The 22,833-nt window shown below is 59.6% G+C and carries 17 protein-coding genes and 1 other RNA gene; 9 read left to right on the top strand and 9 right to left on the bottom strand.

Annotated features, from left to right (window positions below):
• Window positions 1-15: 15 nt before the first annotated feature.
• Both FAY22_RS14255 and FAY22_RS14250 read right to left on the bottom strand, forming a co-directional pair.
• On the bottom strand, window positions 16-951 hold the full coding sequence (locus tag FAY22_RS14255) for a lipase secretion chaperone (RefSeq protein ID WP_146330821.1): 936 nt from the start codon (window positions 949-951) through the stop codon (window positions 16-18).
• Window positions 948-1,877 carry a triacylglycerol lipase gene (locus tag FAY22_RS14250; protein ID WP_146330820.1) on the bottom strand — a complete coding sequence of 310 codons (930 nt, stop codon included), beginning with the start codon at window positions 1,875-1,877 and terminating at the stop codon, window positions 948-950. The genes FAY22_RS14255 and FAY22_RS14250 overlap by 4 nt, the downstream gene beginning before the upstream one ends.
• Window positions 1,878-2,287: 410 nt before the next feature.
• On the opposite strand from FAY22_RS14250, the gene FAY22_RS14245 reads away from it, so the two are divergent.
• Both FAY22_RS14245 and rnpB read left to right on the top strand, forming a co-directional pair.
• Window positions 2,288-3,190: a LysR family transcriptional regulator gene (locus tag FAY22_RS14245; RefSeq protein ID WP_146330819.1), complete on the top strand. Its 903-nt coding sequence runs from the start codon at window positions 2,288-2,290 to the stop codon at window positions 3,188-3,190.
• Between the two features lie 96 nt (window positions 3,191-3,286).
• Window positions 3,287-3,627: RNase P RNA component class A (gene rnpB / locus FAY22_RS14240), an RNA gene on the top strand.
• Between the two features lie 505 nt (window positions 3,628-4,132).
• On the opposite strand, the gene prsT is transcribed toward rnpB, so the two are convergent.
• Window positions 4,133-6,823 carry an XrtA/PEP-CTERM system TPR-repeat protein PrsT gene (prsT, locus tag FAY22_RS14235; RefSeq protein WP_146330818.1) on the bottom strand — a complete coding sequence of 897 codons (2,691 nt, stop codon included), beginning with the start codon at window positions 6,821-6,823 and terminating at the stop codon, window positions 4,133-4,135.
• A 319-nt stretch (window positions 6,824-7,142) separates the two neighbouring features.
• On the opposite strand from prsT, the gene FAY22_RS14230 reads away from it, so the two are divergent.
• The 5 genes from FAY22_RS14230 to FAY22_RS14210 all read left to right on the top strand — a co-directional run bounded on the left by FAY22_RS14230 (window position 7,143) and on the right by FAY22_RS14210 (window position 15,073).
• A complete protein-coding gene (locus tag FAY22_RS14230; protein WP_146333455.1) occupies window positions 7,143-8,423 on the top strand; it encodes a nucleotide sugar dehydrogenase in 1,281 nt (426 codons plus the stop codon).
• Window positions 8,424-9,485, top strand: a complete 1,062-nt coding sequence (locus tag FAY22_RS14225; protein ID WP_146330817.1) for an SDR family oxidoreductase — start codon at window positions 8,424-8,426, stop codon at window positions 9,483-9,485.
• A 114-nt stretch (window positions 9,486-9,599) separates the two neighbouring features.
• Window positions 9,600-10,229 carry an XrtA/PEP-CTERM system exopolysaccharide export protein gene (locus tag FAY22_RS14220; protein ID WP_146330816.1) on the top strand — a complete coding sequence of 210 codons (630 nt, stop codon included), beginning with the start codon at window positions 9,600-9,602 and terminating at the stop codon, window positions 10,227-10,229.
• Between the two features lie 256 nt (window positions 10,230-10,485).
• Window positions 10,486-12,390 carry a hypothetical protein gene (locus tag FAY22_RS22595; RefSeq protein ID WP_210411990.1) on the top strand — a complete coding sequence of 635 codons (1,905 nt, stop codon included), beginning with the start codon at window positions 10,486-10,488 and terminating at the stop codon, window positions 12,388-12,390.
• A 319-nt stretch (window positions 12,391-12,709) separates the two neighbouring features.
• Entirely contained in the window at window positions 12,710-15,073 is a 2,364-nt protein-coding gene (locus FAY22_RS14210; RefSeq protein WP_246860514.1) for a hypothetical protein, read from the top strand.
• A gap of 58 nt (window positions 15,074-15,131) precedes the next feature.
• Here FAY22_RS14210 and FAY22_RS14205 read toward each other — a convergent pair whose 3' ends face one another.
• From FAY22_RS14205 to FAY22_RS14180, 6 genes are read right to left on the bottom strand one after another with little or no spacing between them, the layout of a single operon-like run.
• Entirely contained in the window at window positions 15,132-15,797 is a 666-nt protein-coding gene (locus FAY22_RS14205) for a tetratricopeptide repeat protein (protein ID WP_146330815.1), read from the bottom strand.
• Window positions 15,778-17,046 (bottom strand): glycosyltransferase, encoded by a 1,269-nt coding sequence (locus tag FAY22_RS14200; RefSeq protein ID WP_146330814.1) that lies wholly within the window; start codon window positions 17,044-17,046, stop codon window positions 15,778-15,780. The genes FAY22_RS14205 and FAY22_RS14200 overlap by 20 nt, the downstream gene beginning before the upstream one ends.
• Window positions 17,047-17,057: 11 nt before the next feature.
• Complete coding sequence (locus FAY22_RS14195) at window positions 17,058-17,924, bottom strand: hydrolase 1, exosortase A system-associated (RefSeq protein ID WP_146330813.1); 867 nt, start codon at window positions 17,922-17,924, stop codon at window positions 17,058-17,060.
• Window positions 17,921-18,769 (bottom strand): hydrolase 2, exosortase A system-associated, encoded by an 849-nt coding sequence (locus FAY22_RS14190; protein ID WP_146330812.1) that lies wholly within the window; start codon window positions 18,767-18,769, stop codon window positions 17,921-17,923. Before FAY22_RS14190 ends, FAY22_RS14195 begins: the two co-directional genes overlap by 4 nt.
• Complete coding sequence (locus tag FAY22_RS14185; protein ID WP_146330811.1) at window positions 18,769-19,017, bottom strand: acyl carrier protein; 249 nt, start codon at window positions 19,015-19,017, stop codon at window positions 18,769-18,771. Before FAY22_RS14185 ends, FAY22_RS14190 begins: the two co-directional genes overlap by 1 nt.
• Complete coding sequence (locus tag FAY22_RS14180) at window positions 19,004-19,780, bottom strand: N-acetyltransferase (RefSeq protein ID WP_146330810.1); 777 nt, start codon at window positions 19,778-19,780, stop codon at window positions 19,004-19,006. The genes FAY22_RS14185 and FAY22_RS14180 overlap by 14 nt, the downstream gene beginning before the upstream one ends.
• Window positions 19,781-20,013: 233 nt before the next feature.
• Here FAY22_RS14180 and FAY22_RS14175 point away from each other — a divergent pair, with 233 nt between their 5' ends.
• Window positions 20,014-21,600 carry an acyl-CoA ligase (AMP-forming), exosortase A system-associated gene (locus FAY22_RS14175; RefSeq protein ID WP_146330809.1) on the top strand — a complete coding sequence of 529 codons (1,587 nt, stop codon included), beginning with the start codon at window positions 20,014-20,016 and terminating at the stop codon, window positions 21,598-21,600.
• Window positions 21,597-22,832 carry a pyridoxal-dependent decarboxylase, exosortase A system-associated gene (locus FAY22_RS14170; protein WP_146330808.1) on the top strand — a complete coding sequence of 412 codons (1,236 nt, stop codon included), beginning with the start codon at window positions 21,597-21,599 and terminating at the stop codon, window positions 22,830-22,832. The genes FAY22_RS14175 and FAY22_RS14170 overlap by 4 nt, the downstream gene beginning before the upstream one ends.
• Window position 22,833: the final 1 nt, after the last annotated feature.

Raw genomic sequence — 22,833 nt, 5'->3', positions numbered from 1 at the left:
GCATCAGGTATGTCGCTACGAACGCGGCTCGTAGGCCGCCAGGCGCTTTTGCTCGTCTGGATTGAAGTAGGTATCGCGTAATTGTTGCAAGACCGCCTCATTCCCGCTCGCGTTGCCTTCGCCTAGTTTCCGGCGCTCAGCGAGGTAGGCGGCGATGCGCGCTTGCCAATCGGCCTGTTCCCGGTCGACTGCTGCCAGCCTTGCCGCCGCCTCCGGGCCGACCGCCACGGCACGCATGCGGTAAACCTCGTCGTCGGACGCGCCGCGCGCGCGCATCGTGGCCGCTTCCTGCTCCAGCCTGACCGCTTGCAGCGGCGCGTCGCGCGCCTCGCGCAATTCCGCCGGCAGCGTCGCATCGAGTGCCGCAAGCTTGCCGCGTCGTTGTTCGGCGTTCAATGACTTGTCCTGGCTGATCTCGATGCGCGCGACGGCGTCATTGTCGTACGCATCGTCCAGCCCGAACATGCCAGCAACTTCTAGCGGGCTGAAATAACGCCCGCGTACTTGTTGCAGCGCTTGCAATCGCCCGCGGATCGCGTCAAGCGTGTTTCCTGACAAGGCGGGGTTTTTTTCTGCTTCGGCAAGTTCGCGCTTGTAGTCAAGATAACGGGCCAGCAAGTTCCTGGCTTGAACCGCCAGTGGCGGTGGCAGGCGCTGGCCGAGTTCGCGTTCGATTTCGGCGCGGATCGCATCCAGTGGTTTTTCGCCGGTGGCGGCCAGGTAGTATTCGAACAGATTGCGCAGCTCGCGATCGACAACTAGCGTCTTGTCGCTTGTCACCTGCACATCGCCATCCGGGCGCGTCCCCTCCATCGAGCGGACAAAGGGAAACAGGTTGGGCCGCGCCGCATCCGCGGCGGGCCTGACTTCCGGTTCGCGCGTCGCCATCACTCCCCAAAAAGCGGCGGCGCCAAGCGCCATCGCCCAGACGATGGATGTCGTCTTCGTCATAGCCCGAGCCCTTGCAACCGGTTCGCATGCTGGCGGAACAGCGTGACCGGATTGGTCTCGAAGATGTTGACGATGCCGATGGTCTGGTTGACCTCATCAAGGTGGTTCATCCCGTAGTCGTCTCGGATCACGCGGCCCAGATGGGTTGAGCAGCTGCCGACCAGGCCGTCGTTCTTTTCCCCGCCGAACGCCAGCGACGTCAGCGCCAGCGCCGGGTCGAGGATGTCGAACACGTTGGTGTAGGGTTGTGCGCCGCTCCACGAGAAGTAGTACACGCCGCGTGCCTGGTAGGCGCCTTCGCCGCATGCCGTGGAGGGAACGCCTTCGGGATGGAGCGCGTTGAAGCGCGCCAGGTCGGTGCTGGTCTGCGCCCAGATCGCCGCTGCGCCGTTCTGCGATAGGCCCGAACCGCCCGACAGGAAGTCGATCAGCTGGCCGGTGCCGCCGACGATCGAGTTGAGCAGGGTGCTGCTGATGGTGCCGGTGCCGAGCAGGCCGAAATAGGCATCCGCGACTTTCGAACCCTTGTTGACGCCGCCGATCGTGGTGACCGATGCGATCAGGTCGGGGCGCACCGAGGCGACATAGCGCGTGGTCGGTCCGCCGTGGCTGTGGCCGATCAGGTTGACCTTGGATGCGCCGGTGATGGCCAGGATCTGCTGCACCTGCGTCAGCAATTGCTCGCCGCGTACTTCGGTGCTGTTGGCGGCGGCTACCTGCGCCACGTAGACCTGGGCGCCGCCGTCGCGCAATGCGGACGGGATGCCATACCAGTAATCCAGCGGACCGATGCTGTCGAAGCCGAGCAAGCCATGCACGAGCACGATCGGATAGCGGGTCTGGGTATAGCCCGCGTACGCGGGAGCGGACAGGACGCCAAGCGCCAGCGCGACTGCGATCAGCCACGACCATAATTGTTTCTTCATGTTGTAGTGTCTCCGTGATTGTTGTTCTGGGTGTTGCAAATCGACTGGTGGGGGCTGCTTATCTCGTCATAGGCGAACTCCTTTTCATGTTGCCGCATGTGGATCGATGCGCAGCCGCCGGCTCAAGCGGCAACGCGATCGCCATTCTCCATTTCCATTAGGCAGGATCGATAGCGAATTGTTTTTATGAGTAAGGCATTCAGCCGCCGCACGGGCAGGCTATTGTCGCAGCCCTAATTCGTCTGCGATGTATAGAGTCATTCCTCGGAAAAATTCAGCAGGGAGTTTGCTGAATTCGGAGGGCGGCTTCGTGTAAAAGGCCAAGACTCGCACCAAGAAGGCAGCGTCAGGTTAAGGGATAAGACCAGGCAGGTTCAACTGAAACGTTTTCATTTCAACCCATGAAGAACATGCATATCAGCCGCATCGACTTGAATCTCCTGGTGGTGCTCGACGCGATATGCGCCGAGGGGAGCATCACCCGGGCGAGCGAAAAACTGAATCTGACACAATCGGCGCTCAGCCATGCATTGGCGCGCCTGCGCACGCTGTTCGACGATCCGCTGTTCGTGCGCGAAGGGCGCGCGATCGTGCCGACGCCACTGGCACGCAGCCTGGTCGAGCCGATACGGCGTTCGCTGCACGGCATCGAAATGACGCTGCATCAGGCCGGGCGTTTCGATGCCGCGACTACGAAACGGCGCTTCACGCTGGCTATCCGCGGCATGCTGGAGATGGCGTTGCTGCCGCCGCTGATGCAGCACATCGGCAGCCGTGCGCCGGGTGTCGACATCGATGCCGTGCACGTCAGCCGGCGCGGCCTCGAAGAATCGCTGGCAATGGGATCGATCGACGCCGCCGTCGATGTGGCGCTGCCGTTGTCGGGCCATGTGCGCCGTTTGCGGGTCGGGCTGAGCCCGATGGTTGTGGTGGTACGGCGCGATCATCCGCAGATCCGGGACGCGCTGGATCTCGACGCCTACCTGGCGCAGGGGCATGTGCTGGTCGGCTCGCGCCGTTCCGGGCCGGGACTGGCCGACATGGAGTTGGGGCGGCGCGACCTGCACCGGCGTATCCGCCTGCGCTGCCAGGATTACTTCACTGGCTGTGGCGTGGTCAGCCGCACGGACCTGCTGCTGACCATGCCGCAGCGTCACGCCGATTTTTTCAACCGCCCGTTCGGCAACCGGATTTTCCCGCTGCCGCTTGCCACGCCGTTGGCGGAGGCGCATTTTTACTGGCACGCGAACACCGAGCACGATCCGGCGAACCGCTGGTTGCGCGAGCAAGTCATCGAGGCGTGCAACGAGTGAACCTGCCGTCCCGGAGCTCGCCATACCGCTTCTGCGCGACTGCCGCGGGAAAAAAGGACATCCCGGCCCAGCTGCCGCTACGGTACAATGCGGTGTGAAGCAAGCCAGACAGCCGCTGGCTATCGCAAGATAGCGGGAGGAAGGTCCGGACTCCACAGAGCAGGGTGACGGCTAACGGCCGTACGTTGAAAGCCTGTCCGGCGCAAGCCGGGGACGGTATAAGGCGAGGAATAGGGCCACAGAGACGAGCGTATTAAGTTACGGTGAAACGCGGTAACCTCCACCCGGAGCAATTCCAAATAGGCACGCATTGAGGCTGCTCGCGGAGCGTGCGGGTAGGAAGCTTGAGCCGTGGAGTAATCCACGGCCTAGAGGAATGGCTGTCATAGCAGGGCGACCTGCCGTAACAGAATCCGGCCTATCGGCTTGCTTCACACTTCCTTTTTTTCGCTTGCCATTGCACGCAATCGATTTCGACAGCCGCTGTCACGTACGAGTTGACTGAACTCAACGCTTTGACGGAAGCGCCCGGTACACTTCCCATTCCAGAGCCCGTTGGCCGTGGGATGAACAACCGCATTTCGCGATGGATGGCTGCCGGTGGACCAAGAATTTTGGCGGCCGCCATGCAGTTCCAGCCTGGTGCACCCGGAACCGCCATTTCGCTTGCCTGGCTTCATCCCACGACCAACCGGCTCTCGCCTGTGAATCGGCACCTGGTCAGTTCCATTTCGGAGCGCATCGCCTTGCGAGCGCAATCCGTGCATCTGGGGCCTTGTGCCCATGCCGCGTTCGTCCGGTGTATCAGCTTCCTGCTCCTGTCGTTTATCCACCTGTTATCAGCGTCGTGCGGCGAATGTCGATTGCTTCGAGCAGGCATGGGAAAAAGCGGAAGGCACTGACGCCGAAGCTGCGCCGGGACATGTACGCCCCGGCGCAGCTTCACGTGCCTTTCGGCGATAGTTGGCCGCGCTCAGCCTGCTCCAGGTGTTCTTTGATTTCCCGGGAATTGGGCGCCATTGCGGCGGACTTTCTCAGCAACGCGAGGCCGCGTTCACGCTGCCCCTGCTGAGCGAGAATCCAGCCGAGAGTATCGAGCACAGACGGATCTTCTCCCGCCAGCTTGTATGCCTTTTCCGCCGTATCAAGCGCTCGCGCATCCTTGATTTCCTGATAGGCGAACGCAAGGTTGTTGAGAGCAACAACATTATTCGCATCGCTTTGCAGTAGCTTCTCATAATGTGCGATGGCGATCTTGTACTGCCGACGCGAGAGATTCGACTCCGCCACCAGCATTCTCACCGCGCGATCGTTCGCGTGCGCGGCTAGCCATTCGCTTGCCCGGCTGTCGGCTTCATTTGCGCGTCCGGAAAGCTCCAGTGCGCGATGCAGTCGGGACAACGTTTCACTATTGGGTTCGAGCTTGAAGGCTGCTTCAAGGGATGTCGCCGCAGCTGCGGAATTCTTGCGCGCCATCCAGCTCTCGGCTTCAAGCAGGTGACCATAGGCTGAGCGCGCCTGCTCCTTCTGGAGTCTGCGGGCGATCGCCTGCGCCGCATCCGCGTCGCCTTGGCGCGCCTTGAGCAAGCCGTCGACGTATTGTGCTTCCAGCAGGTTGGGACTCGCCGACAATGCCTTGTTCACCGCTTCCCGCGCTGCGGGAAAGTCGCGCTTGGACATATGCGCGAGCGCGATGCGGACATTGACGCCGGCCGGGTTCGGAACGAGCTTGGCCAGTCGTTCCAGCGACTCCAGCGCGCCGTTCAGGTCTTTGTTGGCGAGCTGCACGCGCGAGAGCAAGTCCAACGCACGTGGCGATTCCGAATTTTCAAGGGCGAATGACTTGGCAAACGTCAGGGCCTTGTCCCATTTTCCTGTGTTCATGTATTGCGTTGCGAGTGCGGCCGCTGCCTTGTCATCCTTGGGATCGGCGCGGTTTGCCTTCTCCAGCCAGGTCAGCGTATCGGCCGGCTTGCCCTGAATATTGGCAAGCTCCGCCAGCGCCAGCATGGCAAGAACGTTGGACGGGTCCTTCGCAAGGAGGGAAACAAAGCGCTGTCTGGCGGCGTCATGCCTGTTTTCCTGCACGTCGAGGCGGGCAAGGCTTGCCGCGGCGGCGAAGAACTTCGGTTGCAGTGCCAGCGCCTTGTCGAATGACGCTCGCGCATTGCGCGTGTCCCGCATGCCGAGATAGACGTGACCGGCAAGATTCGGAATCGCCGGGTTGTCGGGGTGGTCAGCCGCCAATTTCTTGAGCGTGGCAAGCGCGCTGTCATATTGTTTTGCTGCGATCTTGGCATTTACCAGCAACAGCCCGGCGTCGACCGATTGCTGGTCCAGCTTGACTGCCTTCTCTAGCACCTCGGTAGCAGCTGCGCTGTCGCCCTGCGCGAGCTTGCTCACCCCTACCGCAGTCAGGATTCTTGCGGAGTCAGGAGCGTTGCGCGCGGCGCGCTCAAAATAGGTGGACGCCTTGGCAAAATTCTTTTCCCGCAAATTGGCATCACCGGCAAGAGCCAGCAGCTGGGTGTCGTCAGGCGCAGATTTCAGTCCGCTTTCGATCACGTTCGCCGCGCGCTGTACGTCGCCATTCCTCAGGATGACGGCAGCCAGCTGCTTGATGGCATAGAGATTGCCGGGAACCTTGTCGAGATAACGGCTCAGGTTGTCTTCGGCTTGCTGATACGCGCCGAGGTCCTTTTGCAGCACGCCCGCCAGCAGCAGGCTGGGAGCATACTCGGGCGCAGCGCGCAGCACTTGCTGCACCGCTTCGAGCGCCTGTTGCGGCTTGCCCTGCTTGTAGTCGAGCATCGCTTGTGCATGGAGGACGACCGCTCTGCCGGGGGCCAGCTTGCGAATTGCGTCAAGGTCGCGTTGTGCGTCTTCGTATTTTTCCAGTGCGATTTCGCAGTATGCCCTGCCGAGCTTGCCCTCTATATTGGAGGGATCAATCTCGATCACCCGCGAATAGGATGCCAATGCATCTTGGGGCTTGTCTTCCATTTGCAGCAGCTGGCTCTTGAATAGCCGGACATCTACATTTTTCTCATCGGCGGTGAGGGCCTTGTCGATATCGGCATGGGCTGCGGCGAAGTCGCGTCGAATAGCATTGAGCCGGGCTCGTCCGACCAGTGCGCCGGGATCGCTTTCGCGCAGTGACAGTGCCTGCTCATAGGCTGCAGATGCTTCCCCGGATTTTCCTTGCGATAGATAAGCGTCGCCGCGCAAGGCGAGCGACTGTGGGTCATGCTGCGCGCCCGGCGGAGCCTCGTCGATCACCTTTTGGAATTGCCCCTGCAGAAGCAGCGATTTGGCCAATATCGGCCACGCCTTTTCGGCAGACATGCCGCCATCGATCGCGCGCCTGATCTCCTTTTCAGCAGAGGAACCGTCACCCGATTGTAGGTAAAGCGATGCCAGCCGCTGGCGTGCCTCGGCGTTGCGTGAATCCTGCTGGAGCGCGTTTTTCAACTGGATGATGGCCGCATTCCTGTTGCCGCTCTGTTCGTAGTTTGCTGCTTCGCTCAGCAGTGAATTGACGCTTTGTCTCTGCGTACATCCGGCGACGCCGGCCGCCAGCAACGACAGGGTTGCCGCCAGGCTTATCGCAGTGCGTGCGTTATGAACCGCCATCGCATCCTCTTGTATGAAAGTCGTGGGGCCAGGCAAGCGCGTGCCTGCTTGAATGTCTTGTAGGTGCCGCGACCTGATTGGTCTAGCTCGAACTGGTTTGTGCAGGCCTCATGGTAGGGGATGTTGCTAGTGCGCTTTATTGAGGATTGTCAACGAATAAACATGCCAAAAACAAATAATGGGCTGCGGTTAACAATTGCCTTCGAATTAATGATTGAAAGGACATGCCTTGTACACCAGCCCCGACACTGCGCGCGCCGGCGACATTTCCGCCCAGATAGAGAAAATCAACCAGCTCAGCCGCAATTCATCGGACGACATCGGTGTCGTCGCCGTAGTGGGATTAGGCTACGTAGGCCTGCCGTTGGCAGTTGCCTTCGGCAAGAAATATCGGACGATTGGCTATGACCTCTCGGAAGCGAAAATCGAGAACTACAAGCGCCATATCGATCCCACAGGAGAAGTTTCGTCGAACGAACTGCGCGCCGCATCGTTGCTGAAGCCAACCTGCGACGCCAGCGCGCTGGCCGAGGCCGATTACATTGTGGTCGCCGTGCCGACACCGGTGGACAATGCGCACAATCCGGATTTCGCTCCCTTGATTGGTGCGAGCACGGTTGTCGGCAAGCACATGAAGCGCGGTGCAATCGTCGTTTATGAATCGACTGTATATCCAGGTGCGACCGAGGAAATCTGCATCCCGGTTCTGGAACGGCATTCCGGCATGCAGTGGATGAAAGACTTCCACGTCGGATTTTCACCGGAGCGTATCAATCCTGGCGACAAGGAGCATACGCTGACCTCGATTCTGAAGATTGTTTCGGGAGACGATGCCGAAACAGTAAAGAAGGTCACAGCACTTTATGGTTCGATCATAAACGCCGGGGTATTTCCCGTATCAAGCATCCGTGTCGCCGAAGCGGCAAAGGTGATCGAAAATACCCAGCGCGACTTGAATATCGCGTTGATGAACGAACTGGCGATCATATTCGACATGCTCGGCATCGATACCTCCGAAGTGCTGGAGGCGGCCGGCACCAAGTGGAATTTCCTGCGCTTTCAGCCGGGGCTGGTGGGCGGCCACTGCATCGGTGTCGACCCGTACTATCTGACACACAAGGCGGTCATGGCCGGGTACCATCCGCAAGTTATTCTGGCCGGGCGCCGCATCAACGACGGCATGGCGAAGTTCGTCGCCGAGAAAACGGTCAAGGAAATCATTCGCGCAGGTTTTCCCGTCAAGGGCAGCGTGGTTAATGTCATTGGCCTTACCTTCAAGGAGAATTGCCCGGACTTGAGAAACTCGAAGGTGGCCGACATGATCAGGGAGCTCAAGTCGTTCGGACTGGAAGTACACGTATGCGACCCTCTGGCCGACTCGTCCGAAGCGCTTCATGAATACGGCATCCAACTGGAGCAGTGGGATGAGCTGCCGCGCGCCAAGGCAATGGTGGTCGCCGTAGCGCACCGCGAAGTGGTGGAGCGCCCATTGGCCGAGTACGGCGCCAAGCTCGTCGAACAGGGATGCTTTATCGATGTGAAGTCGAAATTCGATCTGGATCAGCTGCGCGCAGCCGGTTTCAGCGCGTGGAGGCTGTGAATGAAGAATGACGAGGCGCTTCTTCCAGTGCGTTATGCCGAGGTATGCCGTCACCTCGAACAGCGCCAGTATCACTGGCTGATCACGGGCGTGGCCGGATTCATCGGTTCCAACCTCTTGGAGACGCTGTTGCGCCTGGGGCAGCGTGTTACTGGACTGGATAACTTCTCGACCGGTTTTCAGCACAATCTCGACGAAGTGCGCAAGTTGGTGGGGGCGCAAGCATGGAGTAATTTCCGCGCATTACGCGGCGATATCCGCAACCTGCCGGATTGCGAAGAGGCATGCAATGGCGTCGACTTCGTGCTGCATGAAGCGGCGCTCGGCTCGGTACAGCGTTCGATCGAGGATCCGATACTGACGAACGAAAACAATGTCACCGGCTTCCTGAACATGCTCGTGGCTGCGCGCGACGCGTCGGTCAGACGCTTCATCTATGCCGCATCGAGTTCAACGTACGGCGACCACCCTGCGCTGCCGAAGGTCGAATCGGTGATCGGGAGCCCATTGTCGCCCTATGCCGTCACGAAGTACGTCAACGAACTCTATGCCGGCGTATTCCAGCTGCGTTACGGAATGCAAACGATCGGGCTGCGTTACTTCAACGTATTCGGTCCGCGGCAAAATCCGCACGGGGCCTATGCATCGGTAATACCGAGATGGATCGCTGCCCTGAGCAGTAACGAACAGGTGCACATCAACGGCGATGGCGAAACCAGCCGCGATTTCTGCTTCATCGAGAACGTGATTCAGGCCAACCTGCTTGCGGCATTTTGCGATGACCCGGATGCTATCAACCAGGTCTACAACATCGCACTGGGAGATCGGACCACGCTCAATGAATTGTTCAGCGCAATACGCGCTTTGCTGGAACAAGAGAATCCGGACATGCGCAGCCAGGAGGCAAAGCATGTCGGTTTTCGCGAGGGAGACGTTCGCCATTCCCAAGCCGATATCTCCAAGGCGAGGCGCTTGCTGGGATTCGAGCCGACGCATGACATTCATGCTGGCCTTGCATGCCTTGTCTCTCATCAGCGACAGCTGCATCCTGCTGTCGCGTGACGCAGCATATATTCAGGCATGGCGATTCGGATCTTCCGGAGGAAATTGAGCCTTGCCGGAAAGCGAACAGGCTTCAGCAGGAAGCGTTTCATCAGTAGGGAGGATATATAAGCAATGAAAAACTATTCTATTTTCGTGCGCGCGTTGGCGTGCATGACTTGCATGTTGGCGATGTTCGTCTTGGGAGGATGCAAGACGGCTCCGGAATCCATTGCGAATACTAGCGATGAATCGTACAGCCACGATTACCTGATCGGCCCAGGCGACAGCCTCCATATCCTGGTCTGGCGTTATCCGGACATTTCACTGACGGCGCCTGTGCGCCCTGACGGCAAGATCACGACGCCGCTAGTGGAAGATTTGCAGGCCAGCGGCAAGACTTCGACGGATCTCGCGCGCGACATCGAAAAGGCACTGTCGAAATTCATCCAGCAACCGGTAGTGACCGTCACCGTGACGAAATTTAGCGGCCCCTACGGCGAACAAATCCGCATCATTGGGCAGGCGGTGAAACCGCAGGCATTGCCTTATCGTAAAGGTATGTCGCTGATGGATGTAGTAATTGCCGTCGGGGGGATCACTCCTTATGCGTCGGGAAACAGCGCGCGCATCCTTCGGAAACAGGAAGGCAGCCTCCAAAAGGTGCCGGTCCGTCTCAACGATTTGATCAAGGATGGCGATCTTTCGGCCAATATCCCGATGCGGCCCGGCGATGTTCTAGTCATTCCGGAAAGTTTTTTCTAGCTTAGCGGCGGTCTTTCGCCGCCGTTTCCCGTTCTCGCTTTCAAGAGCCTGCGTGTCATAGCGCGGGCTCTTGTCGTTTTTGTACTTCCCTATTGCTGCGTGTTACTTCATTGACGCCGGTTAATAAGGATGGGGTATTCGTAAAAATTTATTTCTCAAGGAACTTCTTTAGGGAAAGCATGCCATAGAGAAACTTGCGGTTAGTAAACCTTGATATTTGCTAACCATAATTTATTGACATGCAACTACGATCATCATGACGAGACCGACCCGCCACCCGAACGTGCCTTTCCTCACAACAATCATGGTCAGCTGTGTGCTGAGCGCTTGCGGCGGGGCATCGAGCGATGCGCCTAGCGGGAGTGCGGCAGACGCTGATGCGTCCACGCTTCTTGCCAAGGGCGGCGCCAAGAGAAGCGGAACCTACCAGGCAACGGTGGCACTTTCGGGCACCGGCCGTGTCACGTCCAGCCCAGTCGGGATCGATTGCGGAACGGACTGCAGCGAGGTCTATAAAACTGATACTGTCGTCACCCTGACTGCAGCGCCTGCTGCCGACAGCGTATTTACCGGCTGGAGCGGCGATTGCAGCGGCAGCGCTACAAGCTGTTCGGTAACGATGAGCACTGTCCGCAACGTCAAGGCAAATTTTGCCGTTGCTCAGGCACCGGCACCGGCACCGGCTCCGGCTCCGGCTCCGGCTCCGGCTCCGGCTCCGAGCTCCTGGACCCAATGTGCGACGGAAGGCGGCACCTGTTCATTTACCGGCACTGCGCAGGTCCGTTATGGCCTCAACCAGACCTGGGTGACGAAAACCTTGACCGGTCCGGTCAGCTGCAGCAACGACGTCTTCGGGGATCCGTTGCAGGGCACGGTAAAGGTTTGCGAAACCGATTCGACTTCCGTTACGGCCGCTCCGGCACCAGCACCAGCACCAGCACCAGCACCAGCACCAGCACCAGCACCAGCACCGGCTCCGGCTCCGGCTCCGGCTCCGGCTCCGGCTCCGACCACGACGGGACCGATCGACAGCATCATCGCCGCAATGCCTTCCAATTCATGGAAGGAACTGACCGGCACCCAGATGAAGGATGTCTGTCCGCAGCCATACAACAGCTATGCCTGCGAAGCGGTCATCGGGGCGTGGAGTGGCGGCGCATACGATGCCAAGCTGGATCGCATGATCGTCTACGGTGGCGGGCATGGCGACTCGTGGTACAACAATCTGTTCGCATTCGACCTGGTCAACATGAAGTGGCAACGGTTGACTGAGATGGGGGAGGGCGCCACCGGGACGGCAGCCGGGGCAGGTTGGAGTGACTCGCGTGTCGAATCGTGCGGTTTCTACCCGAAGGGCGCCGTTTCATTGGCGGATAGCGTAATGAACGGGAACTATGTCGCATATGACAAGTGCTTCGCCGATCCGGTGCTGTCGCAACTGGATCTGCAACAGCCGCGCTCTTCCCACACCTACGGCGGCGTGTTCGTCGATTCACAGGGAAGGTATTGCTCGCTCGGTGAAACGTATTACCCGTCGGCGGCCGGTTCGCCGGTTACAGTTTGCTACGATCCGCAGACCTCGTTGTGGTCTCGTATTGCGGACCGTCCTCAGGGAGTTGGCGGGCGTGGCCAGACCGCCGTCGCGTCGAACGGACACGTCTGGTCCGTCGCGGGCGAAGCCGGCTACATCGGCGAATACGATCCTTCCACCAATACTTGGAAGCGCTACGGCTACAACAATTACGACGCGGGCGGCGGAACTGATATCGATCGCAAGCGCAACCAGCTCTACGTCGTGTATCCGAAGAGTGATAACACCTATTCGATGCGCCGCTGGGACCTGACGTCACCTGCTAGTCTCACGGCAACCCAGACATATACTGAAGTTGCGGCCAGCGGATCCGCGCCGACCAATATCGGAACTCGCCCTGGCATGGCATATGCCGACCAGCGCGACATGTTCTTCGTCTGGGGGGGCGGCAAGGATATCTACACCTTCAATCCGGCAAACGCGGCCTGGACTCACCTGACGCCTGGTGGTGACGATCCGGGTGCGCAGCAGCAGTGGGGTACTTACGGGCGCTTCCGCTACAGCCCGTCACGCGGTGTATTCATCCTGGTGAACGGTACGACGAAGGACGTCTACATCTACAAACCTTAATTCTTCATTTCCACAGACGTAGTGAAGAAATGGCGGCGTCGAGGCGTATCAATGGAAGCGCCTCGACATTTCCCTGATCTCCCGATTGCAGTAACGCGATCTCATCTGGTGTGAATCTTCCAGTAACAGGGAGCCTTCATGACTTCGTTGTAACCCTCAGTATTTCAACAACATCCGCCGTGCATTCAGGTTTGACGCGATTGTATGGCGATACAACTCAACACCGCCGATGACTCCGGCGATATTATTTGGACAAGCCATGAAACGATTGCCATTTCCCAGAAAGATGGAGCTCCTGTCAACGATCCTCGCTAGCTGTGTGTTGACTGCATGTGGCGGCGGAAGCGGGCTGGACGCGCCGGCGGGCGGCACAGACTCGGCAACCTTGCTCGGCAAAGGCGGCGTCAAGGGGTCGAAGCCTGCACCTGCACCTGCACCTGCTCCTGCTCCGACCACAAGCTGGACGCGCTGCGCGACGGAAGGCGAGGTCTGTAACTTCTCGGGCACCACTCAGGTGCGTTACGGCCTTGACAGCACATGGGTCACGAAGAGCCTGACGGGTCCGGTCAACTGCAACAATACGACTTTCGGCGATCCGCTACCCGGCACAGTGAAGGTATGCGAATACGATGCGAGTATGATCAGCACCGCGCCGGCTCCTGCGCCGGCGCCGGCTCCAGCCCCGGCTCCAGCTCCCGGAGTAACCATTACGAATGTCCGGCTCGATAGCACTAGCACCACTAATCAGGCGAACGTCCCTGTGACGTTCGGGCAGGTCTTTGCGGCTGGTTCCGTACTTCCGACCGACGGCTTGACCGCTACGCTAAGCGACGGCACTACCGTTCCGGTTCAGGTCGATAGCAAGGCAACCAATCCGGATGGCAGCATGCGGCATGCGGTCCTTTCCGCTGTGATTCCGAGCCTGGCCGCGAATCAGTCGGTGACGCTCAATCTGGCGAAATCCGGATCGGTATCGACGTCGAGTGGCACCACGCCGGCCGCGCTGCTGAATGCCGGCTTCACTGCAAGCGTCAACGTGACGCTGAACGGCGTCGTCTACAGCGCATCCGCCGACGCGCTGCTCAAGAGCGGCAGTTACATGACCTGGCTGTCAGGCCCGGTCGCGAATGAATGGATCGTGTCCGCTCCGCTGAAGACGGCTTCCGGCACCGAACACCCGCAGTTGTCCGCGCGCTTCGCGATCCGTTCCTATGCCGGGATGAACAAGGCGAAGGTCGATGTCACCATTGAAAACGACTGGGCCTACGAGCCCAACCCGCAGAATTACACCTATGACGTGCAGATTTTGGTTGGCGGCAGCAACGTCTACTCGAAGACCGGCATGGCTCATTATCACCACGCGCGCTGGCGCAAGGAATTCTGGTGGGGTGCCACGCCGCAGTTGAACGTCGCGCATAATGCGGCATATCTGATTTCCACCAAGGCGATTCCCAAGTACGATCCTGCTCTGACGATTTCCAGCACTGCGCTATCCTCGCTGACATCTGGTTGGAGCGGAACGAAGACTGAGCCGATGGGGGCCGGCCAGGCGACTCCGTACATGCCCGATACCGGCGGACGGCCGGACATCGGTCTGCTGCCGGGCTGGGCTGCAATGTATGTGCTGAGCGGTGACAAGGGCGCCAAGGATGTCACGCTTGGGACGGCAGCACTGGCAGGCAGCTGGTCCGTGCATTATCGCGACAAGCTCACCGATCGTCCGGTCAGCCTGGTGAACTACCCGTACATGACGATCCTGGGAAGCACATCCGATACCTACAACCCGTCCACCGGGAAGTATGAAGCATTTCCTGCATGCGGCGGCACCTGCACCAATCCCAATGTTGCGGATTCGGCGCACCAGCCGGCATTCTCGTTTGTACCGTATCTCGTGACCGGCGACTACTATCACCTGGAAGAGCTGCAGTTCTGGGCGATGTGGGACATATTCCAATACAATCCGGCATACAGAGAGTACGGAAAGGGATTAGTCAAATCGGACCAGGTGCGTGGACAGGCATGGAGCATGCGCGCATTAGGCGAGGCAGCCTACATTACGCCGGACAAGGATCCGATGAAGGCGCAGTTCGAAACCTTCTTGTCGAATAACCTCGACTGGTACAACACGAACTACACAGCCAATGCCAGCGCCAACAGCCTGGGCATTATTACCAACGGCGCCGCCATGGTATACAACGACAGCCGGGGCATCGCTCCCTGGCAGGACGACTTCTTCACGTCCGCAATCGGGCGTACAGCGGAGCTCGGCTATCCGAAGGCGAAACAGCTGATGGTATGGAAGGCGAAGTTCCCGATCGGGCGCATGACCGATACCGGTTTCTGCTGGATATACGGCAGCAGCTACGCGCTGAACATCCGCGACACGTCGACCAGCCCGTACTACAGTTCGTTCGGCCCGGTCTATCAGGCGAGCGTGCCGTCGACGCAGACCTCTCTTGCCTGCGGAAGCAGCGCAATGGCGTCCGCGCTCGGTCTGCAAACGGGAGAAATGGTGGGGTACTCGTCAGAAAACACGGGCTATCCATCGAACATGCAGCCGGCACTGGCATACAGCGTCGATTCTGGCGCGACCAATGGCGCTACCGCATGGCAGGTCTTCATGAATCGGACAGTCAAGCCCGATTATTCGACGGGCCCGCAATTCGCGATTGTTCCGCGTTAAGACGGACTCGCGTTACGTCCTGGATGCAGGCAGTCGCTGGTGCGGCTGCCTGTTTTTTTTAGTGAAGATCGTCGTCTTTCCACGCTCTGGCGGCAACCAGTTTGTTCTTTAGCCCAGGCAAAGGGAAGCCGAGAGCATAAGCCTTTTTCGCATAGCTTCTCGCCTGCGCATAATCCTTATTCTTCAGATACATCAGGCCGAGGTTGTAGTTGACGGTCGCGTTGTCGGGTTCCAGTCTGGCCGCCGCTTGCATGTGCTCGATCGATTTCCCAGCTTCGCCGATATTCGCCAGATAGGCGCCGTAAGCCATGCGTGCCAAGCCGTCTTCTGGACGAAAACGTATCGCTCTGTCGAAATAACACTCAATGCTGTAATTGGCGCCGGAGGGGCGCGCCGTTTTTTCCCTGATCGATAAACGCGCCATCGCGTCGAGCGCCCGCAAATGATTTGGGAAAGCCCGCAGCGTATAGTCGATGTCTGCACCCAGCGAGCCCGTTGCCGCCTTCATCAGGCTTTCCACCTGTGGTGTGAAGTGGTGCGTCTCCACGATGGGCAGATTCTTCCGATGCTCGGCATTTCGATAGTCGAAAGGGCCGAAGGCGTTGGCCAGATCGCCGCAGGCGAGGATGTCGGCTGCCGGAATAGGAGCCGCGACAGACAGCAGCAAGCCTGCGAGTCCAAGTGCGCTGTAAAAGTAAGGTGATTTAACGGCTCGGCTTTTCATCGTACTCCCTCATGTACCCTATTTCGTCAATTCGCCCGGCGGCGTCATCGAGTGCGCCTGCCAGCTCTCTTGCCCTGGACTTGCGCGAATAGGAATGGATCTGCCCCTGCAGAACGCGCGGCGCCTGTCCTGTCCTCGCAAGAGCGATAAAGCGTGGCAGCGCATTCATGATTTCGTCCTTGGAGTCCAGGCGTGTAATCGTATCGATGCCGGCTTGTCGCAATACCGTGGCAGTGTCACCGTCGGTATCGGTCAGCGCAAGAATGGGCCGTCCGGCGCGCAGATATTCATACAGCTTGGCAGGAACCTGGCGGTTGCAGTTTGCAGCCTGCAGAATTAGAAGCGCGTTCACCGACAGCATCTCGCTGAGCGCATCGCGGTATCCCAGCGGCGGAGCGAGTTCCACCAAGTCGTCGATACCGTGCCGGCTTAGCATCGCTCCGATATGCGCGTCATGCGCGGTCGCCCGCAGAACGAGCCTGAATTGCGAACAGTCGATCCGCCCTTGTTTTTTTAACTGCGCGAGAGCTTCAAAGAGCGCGGTCGGATCGCGCTCCGACGGATAAACAATTCCGCTATGCAGTAAGGTAAACCTGTGGTCTTGTTCGGTACAGCGGGCCTGGGCTGCAGCGAAATGTTCCTCGTCATACCCGTTTTCGATAAGCCGATAGCGTTCGGCCGGAATCTCAGGGTAGCGTGCCCGATAATCGGCTATCGCACCGGGAGTCGTACACACGACGAGACTGGCATTCCGGAGCGCTTTTCTTTCCACCCACTGGAAGATACGGCGCACTAGGCGTTCCGCAGGATAGTCTTCATCTGTCATCGGGTCCCGCATGTCTACTACCCAGGGAATCCCGGTCAGCTTGTGCAACGCCAGGCCGATCAGATGGGCGGTCGCGATCGGGTAGGTGGACCAGATTACGTCGCATTGGTGCCGACGCATCAGCTTCAGTCCGGCCGGAACAGCCCCAAGAATCCACGAGATCCAGCGATCGGGTAGCGCCAACAAGCGCGGATAGCGGCGGAGTATTGCAAGATGGCGTGCGGTATCAAGTGCAAACGGGCGGCTGACGATCGTGCCCGGCGCTATGTCGCCCAACTGGTCGCTCGACGTGTTTTCATAGGCGCGAGGATGGGCGCTCAGCACGATGGGTTGCCAGCCTGACTCCGGCAGGTAATGGGCGAATTTCAAGGTGCGCTGGATGCCGCTGCTGCCGCGCAGCGGCGGGAAGTGGTAGGCAATCATCAAGACTCGCCTTACCACGACCGCACCCACTGTTGCGTCCAGTGCGCCACTTGGTCGCGCCAGTCGCGCTGCGAGAATGTGTGGTTAGCCTCGGCGAGTTCGCGTCGCTGCACGCGTTGCGATTCCAATGCACGCCTCCAGCGCCGGCTGCCGCTCGTCACATCGACAAATTCCCTGGCCGTCAGGTCCTTGCCGCTGAGGATAAGCAGCACTTTTCCGTCAAAGGCGGTCAGGCCATGCAGCATGCGATCCGGCAGCGACAAGGAGCCTTCGGGTGAGGATGCCGGCGCGCCGGAAAACACCGGCCGTCGCACCCCAAGGCTGCTGCCGACAATCCGATATGCCGATTGCACTGCCGATTTGTAGTCGAAGCGGCCGCTGAAGACCTTGCTCCAAAGGTCTGCGTTGAACAGGCGCTTTGCGTAATAGTGTCGAAGATAGGCCTTGGCTTCCCCCTGTTCCGTTCGTATCCAGGGATTCAGTAGTATCAAGCCGCGCACACGCGGATCGCAGTGCGCGTAAAACAGCGATGCCGATGCACCGTCGCACAGGCCCCACAAGACCACTTCGCGCAGCTGCGGAATTTGATCAAAAATATGGTCTATTGCGCATCGAATGTCGTCGTCGATGTTCTCGAACGTACGTGCCATGCCGTCGCTGTCACCCATGCCGCGGTAGTCGAAGCGCAGCGCGGCGATGCCATTCGCGGCGAGATAACGTGCCAGCAGGCTGAACTGCCGGTGGCTGCCGGCCCGGTACTGCGGGCCGCCGACCACTAAGACGACACCGCGCTGGCTTGGATGTTCCGGCTGGCTGAGAACGCCGTACAGCCAGTCGCCACGGCACGGGAAGGCGATACCTCGCTCATCGATATTCATGCGAATTCCCCTGCGAAAATGCGTGCGGATTTGGCGAGCAATTCCGGGCATTCCGTCACTTCCTGCGTAGCCCAGAAGGCGGAGCCGGGAATGGAATGAACATTGACATGCACGCTCTTGCGCCGCCAGGTATCGATCACACGTTTTGCTGCCGGCGGCAAGTCTCGTCCCTGTTCCGGGACGACTTCGAACCAATCAATGACGTTTCCTGCGTCGGCAAGCTCCTCCAGCTTTAGTGCATCCATTGCCGATGCGAGCGGGGGAGACAGGTCATATCCGGCGATCTCGAGCGTTACGCCCGATCTCAGGGAATCCCGGAGCTGCCGTGTCCCCGTGGATGCGGGGTTGCCGCCGCTAATGATCGATCCCGCTAGCTTCAGTCGCAGGAACTGAGAAAGGAACATCTCCCCGCTGATGACAGGTTGCCACAATAACAGGCGGTGGATCGGGAAAACGGACGTGCGGGCGAAATCCAGAGCCAGCGTCGCCCCGAGCCGCAAACCCCACAGACAGAGGGGCCCTTCGCAGTGGTTGCTCAGCCAGTCCACGGCAGCGCGCAGGTCCTCTTTCCAGTAGTCCCAGCTTGCATCGCGCAGCTCCCCGCTGCTGTCGCCGCACCCGTATAGGTCGAGCCGCAGAATGCCATATCCCATCGCGGCCAGTTGCTTGGCATGCAGGGCGGCCATCCGGCGCGACTTGTTCATTTCTTCGCCGAATGGATGCACATACAGAACCGCGCCGCGCATCGCCTGCATAGCGTGTGGAGGGTGAAACAGACAGAAAAGAGGCCCTCTCTTCGTCGGCAGGAAAAACGGGCGGGCCGCGCACTTGGGAGGCGCGGACATTATGCAAGCTTCTGGTCGACGAAGTTCGTGAGGCTTCCCAGGGTACGGAAGATGTTCGCATTGATTTCGTCGTCGTCCACCGCGATGCCGAACCACTCCTCCAGTGCCGAAATGACGCTGATTACCGCCATCGAATCCAGCTCCGGCAAGGCCCCCAGCAGCGTTGAGTCCGCACTCAGAAATTTCTTGCGCTCACCCAGGCCGAGAACCTCGGCGAGCATGTTTCTTACTTCGTCAAGACGCTGCATGATTCCTCCATGATTGTTGTTCCTGAAGCGGCCGTGCCGGCGCGGCAAGCAATGTTGTATCGAAATGAAAGACTGGTGTCGATTGCGCCCTGAAAGAAAGGTGGACATAGGGACGGATGGTGGAAAACACGATCTGCCAGCTTCCGGCTTTCAGAAAAATCGAACATCCCATCTTCGTTGCCGCCAGCCGCGTATGGGATTTCATCGACTCGGCGTTGTATGCGGATATCCTGCTGCAGGACCAGCGTACACCCTGCTGCGCCAGCTTCGCATTCGCCTCGTCCCATAGACGGAGGAAGGCTACGCCCAGGCGAAAACCCGGTTCGACGTGGACGTCGAAATCCCAGACTGCCGCCCCGGAAGGCTCCGGTAGGTAGGCAGCGCGCACTTCATCCTCCCGGTAGCAGCCGTGCAAGTGCCAGTGGTAGCCGACGAAGGTTTCATCCTTGAACGCTGCAATGCAACGCGCTCCTTGTCCGTATCTCTGCGCGATAACAGAAGACGGCCGCGGAAAATGTCGCGTCGCCTCGTCTCCGCTGGCCACCTCGCGCGCCAGAAGTTTCTTTCCACGCCCGCCCGGAAGCCGAGCTGCAGTTGAAACCGGCTGCGCGACGAAGTAGTACTTGTAGAGCCGTGCCCGCCCGCCCGAAACGGTGGCGAGTGCGCGGTCGGATACATACAGGATCGTGTTGACGGCGCCGATCTGGCGGCCTGTCTGGATAAGCCCTCTGATTTTTTTTGCGCAGCCGTTCAGCATGTGCATGCATCCTTAACGATCCTGAAAATGATTCTGCGACGCCGCGCTCTTCCGCCTCGACATCAGATCGAGATTTTAGGAGGGCATGATGGCGGGATGTTGATAATCAACAAACTGTTCTCTACGCCAACATAACGTGAAGTGTGGAAACAAAATCGGGCAGATTTGTAATTTATCAATTTTTCGGATGCGCTTCCCTCTCACAATAGGCCAGTTAAAAAGGGAAGGGGAAAATCCGTATGAGCAACCTTGTCCACGAGATGCTGTTGCGCTCCGCGAAGGAGCGCCCGCACGCGAAGGCATTGACCTATCAAGCCCATTCGCAGGACTACGGCTCTCTTGCCGCACAAGTGCTTTCGATGGCCGGCGCATTGCGCCAGCTTGGGCTTGAGCGCGGCGAACGCGTCGGCGTCTACCTCGAAAAGCGGATCGAAACCGTGGTGGGGCTGTTTGGCGCGGCCGCCGCAGGCGGGGTTTTCGTGCCGATCAATCCGTTGCTCAAGGCTGAGCAGGTTGCTTACATTCTCGGCGACTGTAACGTGAAGACCTTGGTCACGTCCGCCGACCGTTTGCGGTTACTGGCTCCGGCATTGGCTGCGTGCCCCGATCTGCGTACTGTGATCATGGTTGACTCTTCGGAGGACTTGCCCGAACTACCTGGCGTAGCAAGGCTGCGCTGGGAAGACGTGCTAGCCCGCCGCCAGCAAGCGTACTTCCCGAGCATGATCGATACCGACATGGCCGCCATCCTGTATACGTCGGGCAGCACCGGCAAACCGAAAGGCGTCGTACTGTCCCATCGCAATCTCGTGGCAGGCGCGAAAAGTGTGTCTTCCTATCTCGGAAACACGCCGGAAGACCGCCTGCTGGCGGTATTGCCGCTCAGTTTCGATTACGGGCTCAGCCAGCTGACCACCGCGTTTCATGTCGGTGCATCGGTCGTGCTGCTGAACCACCTTCTGCCGCAAGACGTGGTGCGGACGGTAGCGCAAGAGGGTATCACCGGCCTGGCTGCCGTGCCGCCGCTATGGATACAGCTCGCGCAACTGAAGTGGCCGGAGAAGCTTAAGCTGCGGTACATCACGAATTCCGGCGGCGCAATGCAGCGCACCACGCTTGATGCATTGCGAGGCGCGCTGCCGGACACGAAAGTCTTCCTGATGTACGGCCTGACCGAGGCATTTCGCTCCACCTACCTGGCGCCGGAACAGCTTGATCGGCGCCCCGATTCCATCGGCAAGGCGATCCCGAACGCGGAAGTTCTTGTCCTGCGGGAAGACGGGACGCCATGCGCGCCCGGCGAGCCGGGAGAACTGGTGCACCGCGGCGCACTGGTGTCGATGGGCTACTGGAACGATGCCGAAAAAACGGCCGAGCGCTTCAAGCCGATTCCTTCTCCGCATCCCGGCTTGCCGATTCCCGAGCTTGCCGTCTGGTCTGGCGACACCGTGCGTATGGATGAAGAAGGCTTTTTGTACTTTATCAGCCGCAGGGATGAAATGATCAAGACTTCCGGCTATCGGGTCAGCCCGACGGAAGTCGAGGAGGTGGTGTATGCAACCGGCATGGTGGCGGAAGCGGCTGCCTTTGGTGTGCCGCATCCGTCGCTGGGGCAGGCAATCGTCGTGGTCGCGGTCCCGCGCGAGCGCGAGCTGACCGATGCAAAGTCGCTGCTGGCAGCCTGCAAGCCCAAGCTTCCCGCCTACATGCTGCCGTCACGCATGGAAATCTGGAGCGGCAGTCTGCCGCGCAACCCGAACGGCAAAATCGACCGCAAGCTCCTTGCGCAGGAACTGCGAAACAGCTTCCAGGATGCGGCCGCATGAGCAATGTTCGTCCAGTGCACGCGGCGCAACACGGCTTCGCGATCCGCGGCGAGTGTCTTTGCGCCGGCAATATTGAGATAACGCGCCTTGCGCAACGGGTCGGACGCACGCCGTTTTATGCGTACGATCGCCAGCAGATCAGCGACCGCGTCGCGCTCCTGCATCACCATTTGCCGCGCGACATCCAGCTGCACTATGCGGTTAAGGCTAACCCGATGCCGGCAGTTGTACAGCATCTGGCCGGGCTGGTAGATGGCTTTGATGTCGCATCTGGCGGCGAACTGAAGGTCGCACTGGATACGACAATGTCGCCGCAACGGATGAGTTTCGCCGGACCCGGAAAGACCGATGTGGAACTGTCGTCGGCGATTGCCGCCGGTTGCACCATCAACATGGAATCCGAGCGTGAAATGGAGCGGATTGCGGCACTCGGCGACCGGCTTGGCATCCGTCCGACCACCGCAATCCGTGTCAACCCCGAGTTTGAACTGAAAGGGTCTGGCATGCGCATGGGCGGTGGCGCGAAACAGTTCGGCGTCGATGCGGAACGCGTGCCCGCCATGCTGGCTCGCTTGCGGCAGCTGGATATCGATTTCGAGGGCTTCCATATTTTCAGCGGATCGCAAAGCCTGCGCGCCGATGCACTGCGCGAGGCGCAGGAACAGACGCTGTTGCTCGGTGCCCAGCTTGCACAAGATGCAGCTGTGCCCGTGCGTACGCTAAACATCGGCGGCGGATTCGGCGTGCCGTATTTTCCCGGTGAGCAGCCGCTGGATCTGGCCGCGGTCGGAGAAGGATTGCATGCGCTCATGCCGCTGGCGCGCGAGCATCTGCCGCAAACGCAACTCGTCATCGAACTGGGGCGCTACCTGGTCGCGGAGGCGGGGCTCTATGTATGCCGCGTCATAGATCGCAAGATATCTCGTGGGCAGGTGTTTCTGGTCACGGACGGCGGCTTGCACCACCACCTCGCGGCTTCCGGCAACTTCGGTCAGGTCATTCGGAAAAACTATCCCGTTGCGATCGGCAACCGCATGCAGGACGGTGAGCGCGAACGGGTATCGATCGTCGGGCCGCTTTGCACACCGCTCGATCTGTTGGCCGACCAGATGGAGCTGGCGAAGGCGATGCCGGGAGACCTGGTCGTGATATTTCAGTCGGGCGCTTATGGATTGACGGCCAGCCCGACCGCGTTTCTCAGCCATCCGGCACCCGTCGAAGTCTTGGTGTGAG

Source organism: Noviherbaspirillum sp. UKPF54 (genome assembly GCF_007874125.1).
Lineage (GTDB): Bacteria > Pseudomonadota > Gammaproteobacteria > Burkholderiales > Burkholderiaceae_D > Noviherbaspirillum.
This window is presented reverse-complemented; position numbering and strand designations above follow the sequence as displayed.